This is a genomic window from Sphingomonas glacialis (assembly GCF_006439055.1).
GTDB classification, from domain to species: Bacteria; Pseudomonadota; Alphaproteobacteria; order Sphingomonadales; family Sphingomonadaceae; genus Sphingomonas; species Sphingomonas glacialis_A.
On sequence record NZ_RCZC01000002.1, the window covers coordinates 633,952 to 656,887 of the forward strand.

General features: G+C 65.9%; 18 protein-coding genes and 1 tRNA gene. 2 read left to right on the top strand and 17 right to left on the bottom strand.

The features are described 5' to 3' along the window. Positions 1-41 precede the first annotated feature (41 nt). On the top strand, positions 42-323 hold the full coding sequence (locus EAH76_RS06820) for an SWIB/MDM2 domain-containing protein (protein WP_010186189.1): 282 nt from the start codon (positions 42-44) through the stop codon (positions 321-323). Positions 324-413: 90 nt separating this feature from the next. On the opposite strand, the gene EAH76_RS06825 is transcribed toward EAH76_RS06820, so the two are convergent. From EAH76_RS06825 to EAH76_RS06850, 6 genes are all read right to left on the bottom strand, one after another. After that, positions 414-599 carry a hypothetical protein gene (locus tag EAH76_RS06825; RefSeq protein ID WP_010186188.1) on the bottom strand — a complete coding sequence of 62 codons (186 nt, stop codon included), beginning with the start codon at positions 597-599 and terminating at the stop codon, positions 414-416. Positions 600-714: 115 nt separating this feature from the next. Beyond that, positions 715-791 (bottom strand) — tRNA-Arg (locus tag EAH76_RS06830). A gap of 94 nt (positions 792-885) precedes the next feature. After that, positions 886-1,350, bottom strand: coding sequence for a DUF1178 family protein (locus EAH76_RS06835; protein WP_140849412.1), 465 nt, complete (start codon positions 1,348-1,350; stop codon positions 886-888). Next, positions 1,347-2,168 carry a carbon-nitrogen hydrolase family protein gene (locus tag EAH76_RS06840; RefSeq protein ID WP_140849414.1) on the bottom strand — a complete coding sequence of 274 codons (822 nt, stop codon included), beginning with the start codon at positions 2,166-2,168 and terminating at the stop codon, positions 1,347-1,349. The genes EAH76_RS06835 and EAH76_RS06840 overlap by 4 nt, the downstream gene beginning before the upstream one ends. Then, entirely contained in the window at positions 2,165-2,422 is a 258-nt protein-coding gene (grxC, locus tag EAH76_RS06845) for a glutaredoxin 3 (RefSeq protein WP_140849416.1), read from the bottom strand. Before grxC ends, EAH76_RS06840 begins: the two co-directional genes overlap by 4 nt. Positions 2,423-2,457: 35 nt before the next feature. After that, a complete protein-coding gene (locus tag EAH76_RS06850) occupies positions 2,458-3,192 on the bottom strand; it encodes a ComF family protein (protein WP_140849418.1) in 735 nt (244 codons plus the stop codon). Positions 3,193-3,236: 44 nt separating this feature from the next. Between EAH76_RS06850 and EAH76_RS06855 the strand changes: the two genes are divergently transcribed. Further along, complete coding sequence (locus EAH76_RS06855; RefSeq protein WP_194150947.1) at positions 3,237-4,145, top strand: methyltransferase domain-containing protein; 909 nt, start codon at positions 3,237-3,239, stop codon at positions 4,143-4,145. On the opposite strand, the gene EAH76_RS06860 is transcribed toward EAH76_RS06855, so the two are convergent. The 11 genes from EAH76_RS06860 to EAH76_RS06910 form a co-directional block, all read right to left on the bottom strand. After that, positions 4,083-4,472, bottom strand: a complete 390-nt coding sequence (locus EAH76_RS06860; protein ID WP_140849422.1) for a response regulator — start codon at positions 4,470-4,472, stop codon at positions 4,083-4,085. The two genes, EAH76_RS06855 and EAH76_RS06860, sit on opposite strands and share 63 nt — an antisense overlap. 60 nt (positions 4,473-4,532) lie before the next feature. After that, entirely contained in the window at positions 4,533-6,848 is a 2,316-nt protein-coding gene (locus tag EAH76_RS06865; protein WP_241659592.1) for an ATP-binding response regulator, read from the bottom strand. A gap of 207 nt (positions 6,849-7,055) precedes the next feature. Continuing rightward, on the bottom strand, positions 7,056-8,270 hold the full coding sequence (locus EAH76_RS06870; protein WP_241659593.1) for an EAL domain-containing protein: 1,215 nt from the start codon (positions 8,268-8,270) through the stop codon (positions 7,056-7,058). A gap of 594 nt (positions 8,271-8,864) precedes the next feature. After that, positions 8,865-10,034 (bottom strand): acetylornithine deacetylase, encoded by a 1,170-nt coding sequence (gene argE, locus EAH76_RS06875; protein WP_140849426.1) that lies wholly within the window; start codon positions 10,032-10,034, stop codon positions 8,865-8,867. A gap of 36 nt (positions 10,035-10,070) precedes the next feature. Continuing rightward, complete coding sequence (locus tag EAH76_RS06880) at positions 10,071-11,534, bottom strand: efflux transporter outer membrane subunit (RefSeq protein WP_140849428.1); 1,464 nt, start codon at positions 11,532-11,534, stop codon at positions 10,071-10,073. After that, positions 11,531-13,135: a DHA2 family efflux MFS transporter permease subunit gene (locus tag EAH76_RS06885; protein ID WP_140849430.1), complete on the bottom strand. Its 1,605-nt coding sequence runs from the start codon at positions 13,133-13,135 to the stop codon at positions 11,531-11,533. Before EAH76_RS06885 ends, EAH76_RS06880 begins: the two co-directional genes overlap by 4 nt. A gap of 1 nt (position 13,136) precedes the next feature. Beyond that, positions 13,137-14,333, bottom strand: a complete 1,197-nt coding sequence (locus EAH76_RS06890) for an HlyD family secretion protein (RefSeq protein ID WP_140849432.1) — start codon at positions 14,331-14,333, stop codon at positions 13,137-13,139. Further along, on the bottom strand, positions 14,330-14,968 hold the full coding sequence (locus EAH76_RS06895; RefSeq protein WP_140849434.1) for a CerR family C-terminal domain-containing protein: 639 nt from the start codon (positions 14,966-14,968) through the stop codon (positions 14,330-14,332). Before EAH76_RS06895 ends, EAH76_RS06890 begins: the two co-directional genes overlap by 4 nt. 86 nt (positions 14,969-15,054) lie before the next feature. After that, complete coding sequence (locus tag EAH76_RS06900) at positions 15,055-16,536, bottom strand: flavin-containing monooxygenase (RefSeq protein WP_194150948.1); 1,482 nt, start codon at positions 16,534-16,536, stop codon at positions 15,055-15,057. A gap of 77 nt (positions 16,537-16,613) precedes the next feature. Beyond that, complete coding sequence (locus tag EAH76_RS06905) at positions 16,614-20,858, bottom strand: translocation/assembly module TamB domain-containing protein (RefSeq protein WP_140849436.1); 4,245 nt, start codon at positions 20,856-20,858, stop codon at positions 16,614-16,616. Further along, entirely contained in the window at positions 20,858-22,924 is a 2,067-nt protein-coding gene (locus EAH76_RS06910) for an autotransporter assembly complex protein TamA (protein ID WP_140849438.1), read from the bottom strand. Before EAH76_RS06910 ends, EAH76_RS06905 begins: the two co-directional genes overlap by 1 nt. Positions 22,925-22,936 lie beyond the last annotated feature (12 nt).

The window sequence follows — 22,936 nt, forward strand, 5'->3', positions numbered from 1 at the left end:
AACCGATGTCGGTTTTAACGGCACACCAGGAAGGACTATTTATGGCCAAGACCCCAACCGCAAAGAGCGACGCACCCAAGACCGGCGGCATCTTTGCGCCCATCACCCCTTCGGCCGATCTCGCCGCAATCGTCGGTGCCGACAAGCTGCCGCGTAGCGAAGTGATCAGCAAGGTCTGGGCGTACATCAAGCAGCACGATCTCCAGAACCCGGAGAACAAGCGCGAGATCGTCGCCGACGAGAAGCTCAAGAAGATTTTCGGCAAGGACAAGGTTACCATGTTCGAGATGAACAAGCACCTTGCCGGCCACATGAAGGCCTGATCCGTTACGGGTATGTCGACACCATGACACCGGCACGCCTCGCGGCGTGCCGGTTTCGGGCGTTCTGATACCCTGGAATTACGCGGGCGTTCAGCCGGCGAGTTTCGCCGCAGCGTTCACCACTGCCCGTGCCGCGGTCGCCTCATTCGCCTCCGCCATGGCTTCCCACGCATAGGCCGACCGCTCGTGCATTTCGCGGCGATTGGCGAGCGTAGTCTTTTGCGCGGCTTCACGTTGCGCAGCGGCGTTGGCGCGGTAGGTTTCGCTGGGTGTCATAGGATTTCACGATTCCGCGGGCGGCGATCCGCCCGTCTCATTGGGTTGCGGCAAGCACGGGGAATATGGCAGGCATTCTGCTATCGCAGCATTTCCAATCCCCGTCGGACGACAATGGTGCCCCCGAGTGGATTCGAACCACCGGCCTGCGGTTTAGGAAACCGTCGCTCTATCCACCTGAGCTACGGGGGCTCCGGGGATGTCCGTAGTTTTGCATCGGCCCCAGGTCAATCTCGATGATGGCGGCATGCGCCAACTCTGCGGCGCAAGCAACGGCTTCAGCCGCTCAGTTGACCGATCGTGGCGGCACAACCGGCAGCGGTAGCGCCGCGATTCCGACGCCGTCTTCGAGCAACGCCTGCGCTTCGGCGAGCGTCGTCTCGCCGTGGATCGGTGCTGCGGCGGTTTCGCCGACATGCATCGCGCGCGCCTGGTCGGCAAATGCGCGACCGACCCACTGCGAGGGTTTGAGCATCTCCGCCTGCGCCGTGGCGAGCGCGCTGAGTGCCGCCTTGATCGCCTGCGGCGTCGTGGCGGGCGTCTGCGGATCCGGCCGGCTCGCGACCACCTCACTGCGGCTATTGCCCTTAGCACCAACATTGGGCGCCATCACCGCTTTGCCGATCGCGCGATCGCCGCAGATCGCACAGCTGAGCAATCCACGCTCGCGCTGCTCCTCGAACGCGCTGCTCGATCCGAACCACGCTTCGAAGACGTGCGCCTGCGAACAGCGCAGATCGAACACGATCACGCCGACGCGACCTCCGGGATCGCGCGGCGGTGCGCCAGGACCGGGATCCGCGCACGCACATCGGCGACCCGCGCCGGGTCGATCTCGGCATAGCCGAGGCCAGCCGCCTCGCCCATGTCGAGGATCACTTCGCCCCACGGATCGACCACGAGCGAATGGCCGTAGGTCGCCCGACCATCGGCATGGACACCGGTCTGCGCCGCCGCGACGACATAGGCCCCCGCTTCGATCGCCCGTGCGCGCAACAGGACATGCCAATGGGCAAGGCCGGTCGGGCGCGTGAACGCGGCAGGAACCGCGAGGACCGTGGCGCCGGCATTGCTCAAGGCGCGATAGAGATCGGCAAAGCGCAGATCGTAGCAGATGGACAGACCCAGCGCGCCCGCGGGGGTATCGACCACCACGGCGCCTTCGCCTGGCGCATAGCTCGCCGATTCCCGCCAGCTTTCGCCGCTCGGCAAATCGACGTCGAACAGATGGAGCTTGTCGTAGCGCGCGCGGATCGCGCCGTTATCGTCGATCACGAATGCCCGGTTGGCGAGCCGCCCATCGGCGCCATGCACCGCGAGCGATCCGAGATGCACCCACAGCCGATGCTCTGCCGCAGCCGCGCGGACCGCTGCAAGTACGATGTCGTCGTCCTCACCGCGCAGCACCTTGGCGGCACGATCGCGATCACGATCGACCAGACCCGACATTTCGGGCGTGAACAACATCGCGGCGCCGGCGCCAGCCGCTTCCGCGATGGCCGCGACGATCGTTCTGGCATTGGCGGCGGGGTCGATCCCGCTCGTCAGCTGCGCCAGCGCGATCTTCATGCCGCCAGCAGCGCGTCCAGCTTGCCCGCGCGCTCGAGCGTGGCAAGATCGTCGGACCCGCCGACATGCTGCCCGCCGATGAAGATCTGCGGAACGGTGGTACCGCCATTGGCGCGCTCGAGCATCTCGGCGCGCTTCGGCCCGCCCATCGTGATGTCGAACTCTTCGGGGGTGGCGCCCTTCGACGCGAGCAACTTCATCGCACGCGCGCAATAGGGACAAAAGGCTTTGGTGTAGATTTCGATCTTTGGCATCGATCAAAGATGTGGACGCAGGCGGCGCTTGTCAATCAGCCAGCGTCGAGCGCGTCGTCGAGTACGCGCACCCAACACAGGATCGAGACGCTGGCCGCACCTGCGCGCAGCAGCACGCGGACACAGGCGTCGGTCGTGGCGCCGCTGGTGTAGATGTCATCGACGAGGACCACCGCCTTGCCCTGCAACCGTTTCCGCGGATCGACGACGCGAAAGACACCGGCAACCGTGCGGGCGCGGGCTTTGGCGCCCATCCCGCGGAGCGGCGGCGTCGCCCGGATGCGCCGCAAGAGCAGCGGGTCGTTCGGCACGCCGCGTGCGCGCGTCACGGCCTGGGCGATCAACGCAGCCTGGTTGAAGCCGCGCGACCATAAGCGCCAGCGGTGCAGAGGCACCGGGACCAGCAGCTCGGCGTTGGGTGGCAAGAGCCGCGCCATCTGCCGTCCGACGGTCTCGGCAAGCGCCGTGCGGCCGCCATATTTAAGCCGCAGCGCGACCCCCCGCGCGACGTCGCCATAGGCGACCGCGGCATGGATCCCGGCATGGTCGGGCGGGTCGGCAAGGCATTGCGCGCACCGCGCGTCCTGCCCGCGGTCATGCGCGAACGGCACGGTGCAGCCCGCACACCAGGGCGGCGCAAGGAAGCGCAACTTGCCCCAGCAATCGGCGCAGAAGAGATGGTCTGCGCCGGTCACGCCGCCGCAGCCGGGGCAGCGCGGCGGCAGCGCGAAATCGGCGACGAAGCGCAAGGGAACGAGCCAGGGCGACACGCCGACCCTTGTCGCTTGGCCTCGCCAGCGGCACAAGCGCGACGATGAGCGTTCCAGACATCTTCGACCGCGAAGCGCGCCGCCGGCGCCGCGACCGCGCCGCCCCCGGCTTTGCCGAATTCGACTTCCTGCGCGCCGCCATGCTCGACGGGATCGCCGAGCGTCTGGCGAGCGTGACCCACCGCTTCACCGACATGCTCGACCTCGGCTGCTTCGACGGAGCGCTGGAGGTTCCGGCGGGAGCGACGGTCGTGCGCTGCGACGCCGGCGCGGCGTTCGCGGCGCGGGTCGGCGGCGTGCAGGCGGATGAGGATCGCCTGCCCTTCTCGGCCGGCGCGTTCGATCTGGTGGTTTCTGCAGGCGTGCTCGACAGCGTCAACGATCTGCCGGGTGCGCTGACGCTGGCGCGGCGGGCGCTGCGGCCCGACGGGCTGTTCCTGGCGGCGTTTTGCGGAATGGGGACGCTGTCGACGCTGCGCGCGGTGCTGCGCGAGGCGGAAGGCGACCGTCCTGCGGCACGGATCCACCCGCAGATCGACGTGCGATCGGCGGGCGACCTGTTGATGCGCGCCGGATTTGCGCTCCCCGTCGCAGATATCGAGCCGCTCAGCGTGCGCTATCGCGGCATCGGTGGGCTGCTCCGCGATCTGCGCGGCATGGGCGGCACCAACATCCTGCGCGACCGTACCCCGCTGCGGCGCGACACGCTCGCGCGGGCGGCCGATCTGTTCGCGGCGCGCGCCGATCCCGACGGCAAGACCGCCGAGCAGTTCGACATCGTCTATCTCACCGGCTGGTCCCCTGCCCCGTCGCAGCCCAAACCGGCGCGGCGCGGCAGCGCGACCGCATCGATGGAGGGTGTGCTCGGACGGCCGGCCGGCAGCGCGCGCTCAGCCGATCATCCCGTCGCCCAGCCCCTTGGCGAGCATCCGTCCGATCGCATCGAACAATGAATCCATCGCAACGGGCTTGAACAGCACTTCGTCGGCCCCCTCGGCCAGACACCGCTCGCGCAGATCGACCGCGGTATCGGCGGTCAGCACGATCACCGGCAGCGTTGCCTTGGCATCGCCGCGCGCGCGGATGTGCCGCAACGTCTCGAATCCGTCCATTCCCGGCATGCGCAAATCGAGCAGCACGATCACGAAATCCTCCAGCTCGATCAGCTCGAGCCCGGCCTCACCGCTCTCTGCTCCGGTCATGCTCGCACCGGCTACGTCGAGCATATCCTTCACGACGCGGCGATTCATCGGATCGTCTTCGATGAACAGAATATTCATCACACGGTCGCCAGACGTTTGAAGGGGAAGGACACATACGACATTACGGAAATCTCTATTTCATGCCGCTTGCGTGACACGGGTTAATAGGCTGCGATTATCATCGGGCGCGCTGTCGAACAACACCGCGGCGAGTGCAACGCCCGCAATCGGTTTGGCGACGAGCTGATCGATCCCCGCGACGGAAAACCGGGCGCGATCGGCGTCATCAGGCGCCGACCATAGCAAGGTCGATCGAATGGGATACGCGCCGAGCGTGGCGAGTGCCGCATCGAGATCGGGCTCGGCTTTGATCGTACTGTCGTCGATCAGCAAGCGCGCAATACCGCCCTCCCCAATCCGCGACACCGCTTCGTCGAGCGACGATGCGAACATGATCTCGCCTGCACGCGCTGCGAGCACGGCCCGCAACATGCTGCGGGAAATGGGGTTGCGGTCGAGGATGAGCAGCGCGGTGGCTGGCGCCGCATCGTCCTTCAAAATCGCTTCCGGAGCAGCCGCGAGCCGCAGCGGCAGTTCGAGCGTGAAGGTCGATCCGTGGCCGACCGTGCTTGTCACGACGACCGCGCCCTCCATCGCCTCCGCCAGGTTCTGGCAGATCGCGAGCCCGAGGCCCGTGCCGCCGAACTGCCGGGTCGTCCCGGCATCGACCTGCCGGAACGATTCGAAGATGATGCCGAGCTTGTCGGCAGGAATCCCGATCCCGCTGTCGCTGATCGCGATGGCAAGCGCCGAGCCCCGCGCCGATGCGGCCAGCCGGATCTCCCCGGCCGCAGTGAATTTGAGGGCGTTCGACAAAAGGTTGAAGGCGATCTGCCGTACGCGCGCGGCGTCCCCAACGACATGATCGGGGCACGTATCGAGATCGAGCACGAAGGTCAGCCCCTTGGCGCGCGCTTGCTCTTCCCACAGCCGCGACACCTCGCGCAGCGTGGCCTTGAGGTCGTACGGTACGTCTTCGAGCGTGAGGTTGCCGGTCTCCATCTTCGCGACGTCGAGAATATCGTCGACCAGCGCGCGCATCGTAACGCCCGCGCCGTGGACGACCCCGATCCGGTCGCGCAGGGCCTCGGTCAGCGTGCGGTCGGCGAGCATGACCTGCGTCATGCCGAGGATACCGTTGAGCGGGGTGCGGATCTCGTGACTGGTGGTCGCGAGGAACTCGGTCTTGGCGGCGAGCGCCTTGGCGAGCGCGGCGTTGGTCTTGCCGAGATCGACGTTGGCGGCGCGGACTTCGTTGCGGCTGCGGCGGATCGTGACCAAGCCAAAGGCGAGCAGGCCCATGATGATCAGCGTTGCAATCGCAGCACCACCGAAGATCGTCTGCTGCGTCCGCGCGCGCAGTTTGGCATCATCGATGTTGCGCTGGAGTTGCGCGCGCTTGAGCTTTTCGATGTTGAGCTCCTGCGTCGCGAAATCGAAACGCGCGGCGGCAAGTGCCGTGTTGGCCGAGGCTGCGAGCTCCGAGGTCTTATCGTCGAGCGCCTTGAGCGCTTCGAGATGGACGAGCGCCTGTGCCTGGTTGCCGGCCTGTTTGAAGATGTCATACGCGGTCTGATGCGCCTCGCGCACGTCGAGCGTCGGGGCATCGGGATCGACATTGGCAAAGGCACGCGTGATGAGCCGTTCGGCGAGCGGCAGATGATCGCGCAGCCGGGCGGACCAGGCCGAGAGGACGAGGAAGTGGTTCCGCACGGACGCCGCCTCGTCAACGTTCGAAACCGCCATTCCCTGCGCTACCGATCGGTCGGCCTCGATCGGCTGTCCCGCGAGCAACTGGCCGCGCGCGATGTTGCGGAGCGTCTGCGCTTGCATTGACGGGCTTGCCAATTGTCGCGCAATGGCAAGAGCCTTACGAAACTCGATCTGGGCCTCAGGAATACGCTGCAGTTCCTGCAGGGAAATGCCACGATTGTTGTAGACCGAGACGGAGATCTGCGGATCTCCCTGATAGACATCGAGCGATTTCGCGAAATATTTGAGGGCCTGCTCTTGATTGCCGGCCTCCTGATAGAGAACGCCGATAAGGACGATGGCAATTGCTTCGCTTCGTAACTCTCCCGTCGCATGAAACACCTCATGCGCGCGTTGATATGCTGCCAGGGCACCCGCGACATCGGCCTTAGCTGTCTTCAAGCCGCCGAGTGAGAGCAAGAGATCGCCGTAAAGCTTGGTCGGCGGACCACCCGTTGCCACGAGACCGATCGCGTGGGTGATGAGCGGCTTTGCCTTGTCCAGATCGTTCAGACGAACATAGGCCTCGCCCTGAAGCCATTGCGCTGTTGCCACCGCAATGATCTTGTCGCGCCCGACCATCGACGCGCTCGTCCGTTCGGCCGTCTTCGCCTGAAGGATCGCCTTGGGTGGATCCGTCATCATTTTGGCTTTGGCGTCGGCGATCAACGCCTCATAGCTGGCCGCTGGCGGTGATTGGCTTTGCCCCGACGCGGCATCGGCCGCCGCAAGCGGTGCCGAGCATGCGATCGCTATACAGGTAATTGTCCGAAGGAGCGTTCGCCACATGACGCTCTCTTGCAGCCGAACCTATTAAAGCGACGCTAACCCCGGGGTCGGGGAATGCCCTCAGGCACTCTTCCAGAATGCCGCCGGCCGCTGGAACATCGACTTGCGCGGATCCTCCGCCGGACGCGCGCGATAGTCGTGCAGGAAACGACGGAACGCATCGATCGAGATCGGACGGCTGATCAGATATCCCTGGATCATGTCGCAGCCCATCACCGAGAGCAGCGCCATCGCCGCCTGCGTCTCAACACCCTCGGCGGTGACCTCCATGTCGAGGGCATGCGCAAGATCGATCGTCGATCGCACGATCAACGGATCACGGTTGCTGCTGGTCAATTGCAGCACGAACATCTTGTCGATCTTGAGTTCGCGCGCGGGCAATTGCTTGAGATAGGCGAGCGACRACAGCCCCGCGCCGTAATCGTCGATTGCGATCACGATTCCCTGATCGGCCAGCACCTGCAGATTGGCGATCGCGGAATCGGGGTCGCGAATGACTGCGGTCTCGGTGATCTCGAAGCCGATCTTGACGTCGCCGGCGCGTACCGCTGCGCATGCCGCCTCGACGAAATTCCGGTCACCCAGCAATTGCCCGGAGATGTTGATGAAGATCGTAAGATCGTGGCCGTCGGCAGCGAGCGTCCGCTGATCGCGGATCACCTCGTCGATCGTCCACAAGGTCAGCGCCGAGATTTGCCGCGCCTCTTCGGCAACGGTGATGAAATCGCCCGGCAGGATCAACCCGCGGGTCGGATGCTGCCAACGAACCAGCGCCTCCGCGCTGTTGATTTCCTGCTTTCGAACATGGACTTTCGGCTGATACTGCAGGAACATCTCGCCACCGGCGATCGCGCGCGGCAATTCGCGCGTGAGTGTCAGCCGATCGAATGCGGCCGTACCTGCCGAGAGGTCACGCAAGACGGTATCCTGCTCGGCATGGGTATCATCCAGCGCACCCTCGGCTTCCTCGACCAGGCGCACATCTTCGGTCGTCCCGTGTGGCGCGCCGGCCGCCCCGACCAGGATTTCGAACGCGTGCAATTCCGTATCGATGTCGAACGGTCGCGCGGTCGCCTCGCGCACACGGGCAACCGCCGCCTCAAGTGCTGCAAAGCCGTCGCCGATGAAAGCAACCTCGATCGTTGCCCGGCCAATCGCTAAAGTCGATGCGTCGGGTAAGGTAACGGCAATCCGCGCTTCGAGTTCGCGCGCCAGGTCTTCGGCGCGCGTCGGGCCGAGATGCCGACGCAGTGCGGCGAAGTTCCCGATCTGCACCAGACAGACGAACTGCCAGACATTCCCGCCAAGGTCAGCGTTGCCCCGCTGTGAACTGCGTTGCGCAGTGGCACGACGCGACCGCGCCGGGGGCGGCAGGTTCGCGGCGCCATCGGCAGCAGCTCTTGCCGACATACCTCGCGCCGGGCGGCGGAGAGGGAACTGTGGTTGCAGGATACGCGCCATAGCACTGCGCTAACCGCCAGCATTGAAAGAACAGTTAAGGCGCGCGTGGCCATCGCCCCGCCCCCAAAAGCGCGATTGCTTCATGCTTAACAGTCTATTAAGGATGTTTGACACCCAACTGGGTGTAACATGGGAGAAAAGTAATGCTGCGTTTTGTCCTCGCATTGATCTACGGCGAATCGATGCGCCCTTTCTAAACCTCGATCCGGCCCGGCACGAACGAAAATAGCTCCGGTTTGGAGGCTGTTATCGGGAGTGTCGGGTCAAACTGTGGCGCACACCCGTCCAGGCGCGCGCGATTGAGCAGACGAGGTGGTCGCCCTCTCTGTACCCCGCTTGACTTCGACGCCCCAAATATTGCGCCCTGTTCCGCGGGACTTCGTACTGGCAACTTTTTTTCGCAGAGCCTTAGCGCATCGCCTCGATCAGGCGCCGCATGAACGCCGCGCCTCGCTCGAACTGAGCTATCCCCAGATACTCATCCGCCTGATGCGCCTGCTCGATCGAGCCCGGCCCGCAGATGATCGTCGAAAACCCCGCCCCCTGAAACTGCCCAGCCTCTGCCGCATACGGCACGACGCGCGCCGGTCCGTTGTCGCCCGCGAGGCGCCGAGCCAACGTCTCGGCGGCACCCCCCGGCTCGGGCGCGAACGACGGTGTCGCCGAACGTCGCGCGATCGCAACGCCGGCATCCGCAAAACGCCCCTTGAGCGCACGATCCTCGGCCGCACAGGCCGCGAGGAACGGCGCCATGATCTCGTCGGGGTCCTGCCCAGGCGGAGTCCGCAAGTCGAAGCTGAAGCCACATTCGCGCGCCAGGATGTTCACCGCGGTACCGCCATGCATCAGCCCGACCGTGAGCGTCGCATGTGGCGGATGATAGAGCGACGCCGGGTCGGGATGCCGCTCGAACGACTCGGCGAGAGCGCGCAGCTGCGCCATCAACCCGATCGCCACCATATTGGCTGAAACACCGAGATGCGTCAGGCTCGAATGCGCCTCATGCCCCGTCACGGTGACGCGCCAAGTTGAGATGCCCTTATGCCCGCTCACCACTTCCATCTCGGTCGGCTCGCCGACGATGACAGCGATCGGCGCGGGGAGTTCGGACACCAAGGCGCGGATCATCGAGGGCGCGCCGAGGCAGCCCACCTCCTCGTCATAGGAAAACGCCAGATGCAGCGGCCGCGCCGTCTCGCTGCGCGCGAACGCGGGAACCGCCGCCAGAGCCAGTGCGAGAAAGCCCTTCATGTCGCACGTCCCGCGACCGTAGAGCCGCCCCCCACGCCGCGTCAGCGCGAATGGATCACTCGTCCACGCCTGCCCATCGACCGGCACCACATCGGTATGGCCCGATAGCACCACCCCGCCCGGCACGGCCGGCCCAATCGTCGCATACAGATTGGCCTTCGACCCGTCGGCATTGGCGACTCGCCGCGACGCGACGCCGAAGTCGCCGAGGAACGCCTCGACATATTCGATCAGCTTGAGGTTCGAATCGCGCGATGTGGTGTCGAAGCCGATCAGCGCTTCGAGATGCGTCAGCGCGGCCGCGGGCAGATCATCGGGAAGGTCCATCACCCGATCTTAGACGCGCACGCCGCCGCTTGCCAATCACCCCGCTTTGGGCTGCTCCCAGCCACCGCCGATCGCCTTGAACAGCGCGGCGGTGTCCTGCCGCAGCTGCGCATCACTTGCGACGAGTTGTTCGCGCGCGCTGAGCACGGTGACCTGCGCGTCGATCAGCGAATTCTGCGCGACGAACCCCGTGCTATACTGCGCATAGACCGCATGGTTGGTGGCCTCGGCATCGGCGACCGCGCGGCGCAACGCCGCATTGCGCCGCCGCTCCGCATCGAGCCGCGCGAGCGGATCCTCGACATCGCGCAACGCGCCCAGCACGGTCGCCTGATATTGCAGATACGCCTGTTCGCGATCTTCCTTGCGGACGCCAACCGTTGCGCGCCGCCGTCCCCAATCGAGCAGCGGGAAGGTCACCCCCGCCACGCCGGTCGCCTGGATGCTGTCGCGCGAAATGAGCGAGGCGAGCGACGTCGATAGTAGCTCGGCCATCCCGGTGAGCTGGAATTTGGGATACAGATCGGCGACGGCGACGCCGATATCGGCGGTCGAGGCCGCCAGGTTGCGCTCGGCCATTCGGATATCGGGGCGGCGCCGCAGCAGATCCGATGGCAGCCCCGCGGGTACGATCGGCACCGCCTGGAGCGGCGGCAACGGTGCGGTCAGTTCGGCGGTAAGGCTTTCGGGCTGGGTGCCGAGCAGGATGCCGATCGCATGGATCCGCACGCGGGCATCGGCGCGCAGCGGCTCAAGCCGCGCCTCGAGCGTGGTGATCTGCTGCTGTTGCCGCGTCACGTCGATCTGCGGCGAGAGCCCGACCTTCGCGACATTGCCCGCGATCTGCAGCGAGCGGCGCTCGCGGCCGAGTTCGTCCTCGACCACTGCGATTTGCGCCTGGTCGAGCCGCAGCGCGAAATAGGCCTGAGCGACCTCCGCGCCGAGCGTCACCGCCGCATCGCGCTGCGACCAGATCGCCGCATCGGTCCGCGCGAGCGCACCCTCGACGCTACGGCGTCCGCCGCCGAACAGGTCGATCTCCCAGCTCGCGTCGAACCCCGCAGCATAAGTGGTGATCCCGCTACCGGGCAGCGCGATCCCGCCCGTGCTGTTCGAGCTGCCCGAGAACAGGCTGGCGAGTGACGACAAGCCGGAATTCTTGCTGAACTCGACATGCGTCACATTGCCCTTCGCATCGACCGTCGGCTTGCCGATCGCGTGCGCGGCGATCTCCTGCAGCCGCGCCTGGCGGACGCGCGATCCGGCGATCGCGATCGTCGGGCTGTCCTTCAGCGCACGCTCGACGAGCGACGTCAGCGTCGCGTCACCGAACGCGGTCCACCAATGCGCCGGGTCGATCGTCGCCCCCGGCGCGGCGGGCTGCGCTTCGGCAAACGCGGGCGGCACCGCCATTTCGGGCGCATGATAGTTCGGGCCGACGGTACAGCCGGCGAGCAGCGTCGCGCCAAGCAGCGCGGTCGTGACGAGAGAGCGGGTCAATGGGCCATGCCTCCACCGGAGCCACCGGACTTGCCGGAGCGCATAAAGAAGACGACCGGGGCAACGCACAGCACCACGATCATCAAGGAATGAAACACGTCGAGGAAGGCGAGCATCGCCGCCTGGCGCTGCACCGTCTGATACAGCACCGCGAGCGGCGTCGTCGTAGGGTCCCCAACCCCGCCGAACGCGCTGCCAGCCTTGGCGAGCCACTCATTGTAATTGGGGTTTAGCGGACTGAGCCCGTTGACGAGCTCCGACTGGTGCCGCTGCAAGCCCGAGGCGAGCAACGTCTGCGCCGACGAAATGCCGATCGAGCCACCTAAATTACGCGCGACGTTGAGCATGCTCGATGCCTGCGCGGTCTTGTTCTGCGGCAGCCCGACATAGGCGACCGCGCTGATCGGCACGAACAGGAACGGCAGCCCCATCGCCTGATAAAGCCGCGCCACCCCGGCATCGAGGAAGGTGATGTCAGCGTTGAGATGCGTCATGTTCCACAGCGCAAATGCCTGGACGAGCAACGCCGGGAACAGCAGCAGCCGGACATCGACCACCCCCGACAAGCGCCCGGCAAACGGCACCATGACGAGTGTCGCCACGCCGCCGAAGGTCAGCGCAAGGCCCGCCTGGAACGAGGTGTAGCCGAGCACCTGCTGCAGCATCTGCGGGATTAGCTGCGTCGTGCCGAACAGGATCATCCCGGTCACGCCCATCACCAGCAATGTCAGCGAAAAGTTTCGGTTCTTCAGAAGCTTGAGATCGAGCACGGGCTCGGGATGATTGGTTTCCCAGAATCCAAGCGCGATCAGCGAGAGCGCCGAGATCGTCGCTGTGGCGATGATCAGCCCGCTCGAGAACCAGTCCTCGCGTTCACCACGATCGAGCGTCAGCTCGAAGAAGCCGAGCCCGAGCGCGATCAGGATGATGCCGATATAATCGACGCGGATGCCGCGCTTGAGCAGCTTGGCGCGGTCGTCCTTGATCGCCTTGGGCTCGTCGACGAACAGATTGACGAGGAACAGCGACACGATGCCGATCGGCACGTTGATCAGGAAGACCCAGTGCCAGCTCGAATTCTCGGTGATGTAGCCGCCGAGCGATGGCCCGAGCACCGGCCCCACCACGACCACGATCGCGAACGCCGCAAACGCCATGCCGCGCAGCCGCGGCGGGAAAGTATCGGCGAGCATCGATTGCTCGACCGGCGCGAGGCCACCACCGCCGATCCCCTGCAGCACGCGTGCGATGACGAGGGTCGAGAGATTGGGCGCGAGGCCGCACATCAGCGACGACAGCGTGAACAGGCCGATCGAGATCATGAAATAGCGCTTCCGCCCGATCACGTCAGACAGCCAGCCGCTGATCGGGATGATGATCGCATTGGCGACGAGATAGCTCGTCAGCACCCACGTCGCCTGGTCGTTCGACACCGACAGGCCGCCCGCAATATGATCGAGCGCGACGTTGGCGATCGAGGTGTCGAGCACCTCCATGAAGGTCGGAATCGAGATGATCGCTACGATCAGCCACGGGCTATAGCTGCCCGCGGCCGAGCGTGTCGGATCCCATCCATCCGCGCGTTTGGCCGCGCTGGCCATCTCAGCGGACCTTGACCGTCGGCACGACCGACATGCCCGGCCCCAGCGGATATTTGCGCGGATCCGGCCCGTTCTTCAGATCGAACTCGATCCGCACCGGCACGCGCTGCACGACCTTGACGTAATTGCCCGTCGCATTCTGCGGCGGCAGCAGCGCGAAGGCCTGGCCGGCGCCACGCTGGATCGAATCGACATGGCCCTTGAACTTGACGTCGGGATAGGCGTCGACCTTGATCTCGACCGGCTTGCCGATCGTCATCAACTGCAGCTGGGTTTCCTTGAAATTGGCGGTGACCCAGATGTGATCGGGCACGATCGCCATCAGTTGCGTGCCCGGCCCGACATAGGAGCCGACATTGACCTGACGGTTGACGACCTGGCCCGCGACCGGCGCGATCAGGCGATTGTCGCCGAGCGTGACATTGGCCTGACGAACCGTCGCGCGACGCGCTTCGATCACCGCCTGCGCGGCCGTCACCTGGCGCCGGGCGACCGTAATATTGGCAGCGGCGCTGTCGATCTGCTGACGCGCGGCGGCGGCGTCGGCGGCGGTCGAGCGCGCGGTGGCGCGTGCCGCATCGAGTTGCTGCGCCGCGACGGCGTTCGGGTCGATCCGCGCCAGCGCAACATAGCGCGCAAGATCCTGCTGCGCCTTGGCCGCGGTGGCGAGCGGCGCGCGCGCCTGGGCGGCGGCCTGATCGCGTGTCGCTTGCGCCGCGGTGACCTGCGCGCGGGCCTGTTCGAACTGCGCCTGCGCCTGCTTCACATTGGCGTCGGCCTCGGCAACCTGCGCCTCGGGGCCCGATCGCTCGATCACCGCGAGCACGCGGCCCGCCTCGACATGGCGGTTGTCGATATCGGCGACCGCCTTGAGCGTGCCGGCGACCTTCGGCGAGATGCGCACGATATGCGCATCGACGAACGCATCGTCGGTCGACTCATACTGCCGCGCGTCGAGATAATAGAGCGTCCCGCCGATCACGAGCGCCGCGACGACGACGATCAGGATGATCCAGAACAGCGGCTTGCTGAAGAGCGACGGCTTTTTGGGCTTGTCGTCCGAATCGTCATCGCCCTTCGACTCGTCGCCGTCCTTGGACGCGCCATCGCGCTTGCCATCGGCGTCACCTTGCCCGTCCTTGGGCTTGCGATCCTCGGTGTCGTCTGTCTTGGCGGCGTTGCTCTGGTCTTCGCTCATGGAAGCTCCTGTCGTTCGGCAATCAGTTGGTCGAGAATGGCGTCGGTATTGGCGGCGATGCGCGCCGCCAGCAGCGCGATCGCTTCGGGATCGATATCGGGGCGCTGCAGCAATTTGAGCACCGTCGCGCGTGAGGCGCGCAGCACGATCACCTGCCCCATCAGCGTGATCGCGGCGACTTGCGCGGCGGTGGCGTCGCGCCGTCCGGTCGCGACGCAGATCAGTTCGACCAGAACGGAAAGCATCCCGCCCATCAGGCCGCCATAGATCCTCTCGAAGGCTTCGGTCGGCTCCATCTGCTCGCGCATGATGAACAGCGAAAACATCGCGCTCTTCCGCCCCGTCATCGTGTCGATGAAGCGCCGGACCATGTCATGCAGCAAGGCGCGCGCCTGTTCGGGGGTCGTCCCCGCAGGGACCCCATCGATCGGGCCGTCGGGGGCCATATCGCTGCCGATCTGCGCGGCGATATAGTCGGCGGCGGCGAGGTAGAGCCCTTCCTTACCGCCGAAATGATAGGTGATCGAGGACATCGCCGTCCCCGCCTTGGCCGCGATGCTGCGCGTACTGGCACCCTCCAGCCCCTTGCTGGCGAATTCCGCAATCGCGATTTCAAGGAGCTTTTGCTGCAGCACAGCGCGCGGTTAGTTCGTTCGAACGAACAGCGCAACGGCAAACTTTCGTTACATTAGAACTCGACCGATTGAATGCGGTTCCGGGCCTAGGCGGCGATTTTCGCGCCAGGCTTGGCCGGCGATGGATTGGAGAAGACCATCGCGTCATCGACCGAGCCGAAGCGCAGCGTGAGCAGATCGCGCGCATAGTTCTGATGGAGCCGCCACGGGGATTTGTCCCCCTGCTTCGGGAACTTCTCCATCGCGCGCGTGACATAGCCCGAGGTGAAATCGAGGAACGGCTTCGCCTCCGGACGGTCTCCAGCGAGCGTCGGTGTCGCCTGGCGCACGCCACGCTTGGTCATGGTGTTGAGCAGACGGCAGACATAGCCGCAGGTCAGGTCGGCCTTCAGCGTCCAGGATGCATTGGTATAGCCGAACGACGACGCCATGTTGGGGACGCCCGAATACATCATGCCCTTGTAATTGTACGTCTCGGCCAGATCGACCGGCGTGCCGTCGACGCTGAACGCGACATCGCTGAGCAGTTGCAGTTCGAGGCCGGTCGCAGTGACGACCACGTCCGCCGGCAATTCTGCGCCCGAGGCGAGGACGATACCGTCGCGCGTGAAATGCGCGATCGTATCGGTGACGACCGACGCCTGGCCCTGCTTCAACGCGGCGAACAGGTCGGCGTCGGGCACGAGACACAGCCGCTGGTCCCACGGATTGTATCGCGGGGTGAAGTGCGTCGCCACGTCATAGTCTGGCCCGAGTTCGGTCTGCACCATGTCGATCAGCCGCTGCTTGGTCTTGGCGGGGCGTTTGCGCGCCAGGTTGAAGAACGCCATGCCGAGCAGCACGTTGCGCCAGCGCACGAGCCGATAGGCCAGCATCGCCGGGAGCTTGCGCCGCAGCCAGTTCGCTGCCGCATCCTCGGCCGGGCGCGACACGACATAGGTCGGGGAACGCTGCAGCATCGTGACGTGCGACGCGGTCTGCGCCATCGCGGGGACGAGCGTCACCGCGGTCGCACCGCTGCCGATCACGACGACCTCCTTGCCGCTATAGTCGAGGTCGCTCGGCCAGAATTGCGGATGGACGATACGCCCGGCGAACTGTTCGGTCCCGGCCCATTCGGGCGTGTGGCCGCGTGCGTAATTGTAATAGCCGCTGCACATGAAGAGGAAATTGCAGGTCAGGCTGGTCGGCCCATCGGGTCCGTTGGCGGTCACCGTCCACCGCGCGTCCGACGTCGACCAGCTCGCGGTCTGGACGTGATGATCGAAGCGGATGTGTCGATCGATGCCATAGTCGCGCGCGGTGTCGCCGACATACTGTAAAATCGAGGGGCCATCGGCGATGGCCTTCGCTTCGGTCCACGGCTTGAACGCATAGCCGAGCGTGTACATGTCCGAGTCGGAGCGGATGCCGGGGTAGCGGAACAGGTCCCAAGTCCCGCCAAGTGTCGATCTACCCTCGAGGATGACGTAGCTGCGGTCGGGACACAGCGTCTGCAGGTGATACCCCGCGCCGATTCCCGATAGCCCCGCCCCGACCACCACCACGTCGAAATGTTCTGTGCGCATCGTCACTCTCCGGGATACCGGATATTCGATTTTTGCAGAGAGCGAAAGCGGAAGTGCGAGGCGGCGCGGGCGCCGCCTCAGAAGTCCCGCTTGTAGCGCACCGTCAGGTTCGATCCGCCGAACGACCCGGCCTGCGACAGCACGCTCAGCGCCTTGGTCAGCGACACTTCGAGCTGGGTGGCGGTGAAGCCGCGCGCATCGGTGATCACTTCGACATAGATGTTGTTGGTGATGTATTTGCCGGCCGCAAGCGAGGTGCTTTGCCCCGTCGCGGAGTCCGCCCCGAGGATCCGCAGCCGATCGATCCCGGCGACGCTGCGCAGCTTGCCGAGCGGATTGAGCCCGCCGCCCGATCCGCGCAGCGAGTTGAGCGCCGACGCCAGCTGGATCGCCTGGATCGCCGACAAATTCGTCACCGAGCTGCCGAACAACAGTCGGCTGAGCACTTCGTCCTGCGGCAGCGTCGGAGTCGAACTGAACGCGATCTGCGGCTTCTGGCCGGTGCCGGTGATGTCGATCACGACGGTGATGTCGTTGGTCGTCGTCGTCGCGCTGATGTTGATCTCGGGATCGACCAGCGCACCGCCGGCAAAGCGGACGTCACCCTTGGTCACGTCGAAGCGCTTGCCCGCGAACGAGTAGGTCCCGCGAACGATCTGCAACCGCCCAAGGATCTGTGGCGCGGCCGAGGTTCCGGCGACACGCATGTCGGCCTCCCACTCGGACTCGAGCCCCATGCCCGACACGAACAACTGGTTCTCGGCGCGCACGCGGATGTCGAGCTTGAACAGACCCACGGGAGCCTCGGCGGTGGGTTGCGTGGCGGCCTTCACCAAATCGCTCTTCCGGCGGACGCCGGTCAGTTCGGCGACTTCGGCCTGGCCCTGACGAATGATCTCGTAGCGTGCATTCGGGATGCGGATGTCGCCGGTGATCAGGCCGCCCTTGGCCTTCCTGTTGCTGACCGACACGGTGCCCGTCGCGGTCGCGCCGAGCGCGTCGCTGCTGGCGAGCCGCGCATTGTTGAGCGTCGCCTTGACGTCGATCGGGAACCCCGCCGCCGCCGAGAAGCCGACCGAACCCTGCGCCTGCACGGTTCCCTCGCCCGCCCGCGCCGACAATTGCGTCAGGTCGAAGCGATCGTTGGTGAAGCGCCCGGCGATCTTCATCTGGGTCAGCCGCGTGCCGTAGGTTTCATTGTCGTAGGTCAGCGCATCTGCACGGACCAGGCCGGTCAGTTGCGGCGCGTCGACGCGCCCGCTGAAATCGGCGGCGACCGCGATCGGCCCCGACAATTGCTGCTTGGCCAAACCAGCGAGCGAGAACAGCACGCTCGACGGACCGTTATACCGGATCCCGCCCGACAAGGGCGCGGCGAACAAGCGCTGCGTCCAGCTGTCGCCGCCGCCCAGCGGCTGCAAGGTTGCTACCAGCCGACCGACGGTCGTGCCGCCGCGCTGGATCAACGCACGCGCGTCGCCGCCCGCATTGGTCAGCCCGACCTGCGCGATCACATCGACCGGCTGCGACACGCTCGCCAGGCTCGATCGCGTGAAGTTCTTGATCCGGAACTGGCCAGCGATCTGCGGAACCGAGGCACCTTGCGGCTGGGTGTAATCCAGCGAACCCGTCGCGGTACCGCCGAGGCCCAGATCGGGAACGATCGCATTGGCCACCGACACGTCGAGCGAGTCGAGCCGCAGCTTCGCCGATAGCCCCTTGCCGTATTCGCCCGCGATCCGCGCACTGCCGCCCGCGCTGTTCGCGCCCGCGCCGAAATCGATCCGCGTCGGCTGCAGGCGATACACGCCGCTGCCGATGTCGATCCGTGCGGGATTGCCGGTCTTGAAGGCGATGCCATTGGCCTGCCCCTGCGTCGCGACGAGCCACATTTTGGGGCTGAGCCGCGCATTGGCGGCGACACGGAAAGGTACGCCGTTCGACCCCGTCGCAAGCAGCTGCGCGGTGCCGCTGCCGTTGACGTAATTGACCTTGCCGCGTGCTGCCGACAGCACGGCGGCGCCATAGCGCAAATCCGCGACCTGCGCGTCGGCGACGATTTGCGGCGCATTCGGATAGAGCACGGCCTGTGCATTGATGATCGCGCGCCCGATCGTGAAGTCGGTGGCGCCGGGAATCTTGGCGTTGCTCGCACGTGCGGCGACATCGACGCGCTGGACCTTGCCTTGCGCGGCGAGCAGCGCGGCGCCGCTGATGCCCGACCCGGCAAAGGTGATCCGCCCGCCGAACGGCCCGGCGGCAAGCTGCTCGACCCGCCCCTTGAAATCGACGCCGGCAAAGCGCGCGTTATGGATATCGGCGGTCAGGCGCGGCGACGGCGTCACCAGCACATCGGCGGTGAACGGCCCGTAATTGGTCCCGCCCTTGGCGAGCACCGCATAGGACGTGCCGTTACCGCGCACCTGCGCCTCGAGATTGACCAGACCGATGCCGACGCCCGGCCGCGCGGCGCGGAGCAGGACGACGGGCTTGGTCGCGGTCCCCGTCACGCGCGCGGTCAGCGGGCCGTATTGGTTCGAATAGGCGTCGGCATCGACCAGCAGCGGCCCCTTGGGATCGTAACGCCCCTGCCCGCGCGTCACGCGGAACTGCGGTGCTGCGAGCCGCAGGTTGCGGAAGGTGATGATGCCGTTGGGATCATAGCCGACATCGGCGGTGACCGCGGCGTTGCCGCCGAGGAAAGTGCGCGCGCCCTCGTTGAAGATCTGCGACGTCTTGGCGGCGACATGCGCGGTGATGCCGAAGCCACCGCTCGCGACCGTCACCAGCTTGGCGTCGGTGCGCAGCGAAACGATGCCGAAGCCATCGACCTTGTAATCGTTGACGCGCCCGTTGAGCGCACCGCGATACAGACCGGTCGCGAGATCGGCGACGACAACCGCGGTCGCATCGATCTTGCGCGACCGGATCTTGAGATTGTCCGACAGCAATTTGCCGTTGGCAATCGCGAAATCGCCATTGATCGCGACGTTGTCGAGCAGACCACCAGCGGCCGCGTTCAACCCGGTGACGCGGGCGGCGCGCGCCGAGACTGGCACGACGATATGATCGGCATTCACACGAGCCAGGCCCGACGCATAGAGCTTCTCGACGCGTGTCTCGCCAAAGCCGAGCACGCCGGCCGTGATGACGTAATTGACCGTGGGCGTCGCAAACTTGCCGTCGAGCACGACACGCGCGGCGACATCGCGCCCGTTGAGGTTAGGCGCGATCGCGCCGGGGGTCAGCAGCTTTGCGTCGACCGCGAACTGCCCGAAGCTGCTCTGCGCGAGATCGATCAGGCCCTTGGCGTCGAGCGCGAGCGCGTCCGACCGCAAGGTCGTCGTCAGATTGACCTTGCGCTGATCGAGCGTCGCATCGACCGCGACCTGCAGCGCCGGCGCGGCCAACCGCGCGATCGGGTTGACCGGCGTCGCCTTGTCCTTCGGCGCGCCGCCGGGATAGAGTCCCGGATTGGTCGTGCCGCGGACCTTGAAGGTGCCGCTATGCGCCTCGAGCGAAAGATCGGCGAGCGAGGCTCCGCCGAGCGTCCCCGTTGCCTTGCCGACCCAGGCCTTCCAGCCGCCCTTGCCGGCGACGGTGAACTCGAGCGGTGCTTTGAGCCCGCTCATCCCCGCGACGACGCCGTTCGCCGGCGCCGTCACGCGTGCGTCGAGATCGAGTTTGTCCTGATCGGGCACCGCGTCGAGCTTGACCGTCATCCGGTCGCCGCCAGCGATGCCGGGGCCGGTCAGCGCGGCGACATCGGCAGTCACCTGCGCGCGCTTATCGGCGATGTGCGTCGCGCCGTCGATGCGGATGATGTGCGGCTGGCCCGAAACGGCCTTGCCGATGATGAAGCGATCGATCGTCAGCTTACCGATGTCGACATCGAGATCGGGCAGGATCGGCGCATTGGGATCGGTCGGCGTCGGCGTGAAGGCGGGCGAACGCGTCATCGTGATCAGCGCGGCCTGCGCCGAGCGCACATCGATATGGTTATGCAGATAGTCGAACGGCCGCCAGTCGACCGCGATCCGCGGCGACGACAGGAACACGCCCTTGGGGTCGCTGACCCGCACGTCGGTCAGCACCATCGCGCCGTAGATCGATCCATCGATCCGCCCGACCTTGATGTTGAGCCCCGAGGCGGTCTTGTACTCGCCGAGATAGTTGGCGATCACCCGCCGCCCGGGCGCGGTGTTGAGCCCCAGCACGACCAGCCCGACGAGCACGATCAGCCCGACCAGCGTGATCGCCACCCATTTGAGAATACGCTGCCACAACGGACGACGCACGACGACGACCTCTTCCTCGGCCATCAAAAGGCTTGTCCGATCGAAATGTAGAGCGCGACCTTGCCGTCGCCCTTACGCGGGTTGAGCGGGGTGGCGACGTCGACGCGCAGCGGCCCGAAATTGGTGTAGAAGCGCCCACCGATGCCCGCGCCATAGCGCAGGTCGGTGCCCTTGGGGATCGGGCCTTCATAGGCGTTGCCGCCGTCGAAGAACGGCACGATGCCGTAATTGCCGAAGCGATAGCGCGCCTCGAGCGCGAATTCGTTGAGCGAGCGCCCGCCGACCGGATTGCCCTGCGGATCGAGCGGCCCCAGCCGCTGATAGCCGTAACCGCGCACCGATCCGCCGCCACCGCCATAATAGCGCCGCGACGGCGCGAGATCGTCGCGGCTGGTGCCGTCGATCGAGCCTGCGCGCACGCGCCCCGCGAGCACGATGCTGCTCCCGATCGGATAATAGCCGCTCGCCTCGATCAGCGTGCGGACATAGGGCTGCACCGCGCCACGCACCGACGTCTCCGGGCTGACGCTCAGCTTGAGGCGATAGCCCTTGGTCGGGTTGAGCAGGCTGTCGGAGCGGTCGAACAGCACCTGCCCGGGGAGCGCGACGATGAAATAGGTGCCGCGCTTGCGGTCGCCCAAGCCGAAATCATAGACGCTCTCGTTGGTGCCTACCAATTCGAAGCCATAGGCGTAGCTGAATTTCTTCTGCCACAGCGGCGTCGAATCGTACGAGACCTTGCCCGACAGCGTCGCTGTCAAAGCGTTGTACGCGTCATAGCTGGTGCGATCGGCCGACGCGGTGAGCGTCACAGTCCGGTCGCGCTTGCCGGCATTCGAGCGACGGAAGGTCGCGCTCGCCCCCTGCTCCTGCGTGCCCCCGACCGCGGTGACGATCAACGCACCCTCGGGCTGGAACAGGTTGCGGTTGGTGAACGAGCCTTCGAGCCGGACGCCCTGCCCCGTGCTGTAGCCGCCGCTGACGGCAAGCGACCGCTGCTTGCCGCGCTCCTGCTTGACCAGCAGGTTGACCTGCTCGGTGCCGTCGGGGTTGATATTGCCGGTTCGGACGGGCTCGACCGAGACGGTCGAGAACAGACCGGTCGCCACAAGCGCGGCACGAAGATCGTCGGTCAGGCGGTTGTCGTAGAGTTGCCCCGGCTTGAAGCGCGTCAGCACGCTGACATGTTCGGCGCCGAAGGCGAGCCGCCCCTCGGTGGTGAAGGTGCCGAACGACGAGCGCGGCCCGGTATCGACCGGCAGGGTATAATCCCCCAGCCCCGTCACGTCATCGAGCAGGATATCGCGCTGGCCGACCTTGGTGAAGGGATAGCCGCGCTGCGGCAGGATCAGCGCGACGTTCGCTTCGGCACCCTGCACGCGGTCAGCCTCGATCGCGTCGCCGACCTTGAGCGGAAGCTGGCTCTCGACTAGGCCCGGCGGGGTGGTCGGCTCGGCCTTCACGGTGATCGTGCCTAGCTTGTACTGCTTGCCCGGCGTCGCCGAGACGATCGCGCGCAGCTTGGTCGTATCACCCGGGATCGGCTCGATCGTCGAGACGGCGGTGCCATCATAATAGCCGAGCGACTTCATCAGCCGGATCGCCAGTGCTTCATCCTCGCGCCCACGCGCCGCCACGACCGTCGCGTTGGCAGCCTTCCCCTTGCCGCCGCGAAGCGCCGACAGTCCGTTGAACTGGCCCTTCACCTTGAGCGCATCGAGCCCGCGCACTTCGGTATCGTAGCGAATTTCCGGCGACTTGGTGTCCTTGAAGGTCGCATCGACCAGCGGAGTCGAATCGAACCCTTGCAGCGCCGGCAGAGGCTGCGTCAGTTCGGCCGGAGCGGTTTCCGCCGGCGCTTGTGCGGCGGGGAGCATCGGCTCGAGGGGGGCGTTGATATCGTTCGACAAAGCCGGGAGCGCCTTGTCGAACTCGGGGTCGGGAACGATCTGTGGCTCGGCCGCCTGTTGCGCCGAAACCGGCGCCGCAACGGGTGCAATCGGGGGCTGCGCCTGCTGCATTCCTGCGGCGGCGACAGCCAATATCCCACTCGAAAACCCCGATACGCTCAACGACCAAATTCCCCGCATTTTCGCGGGAAT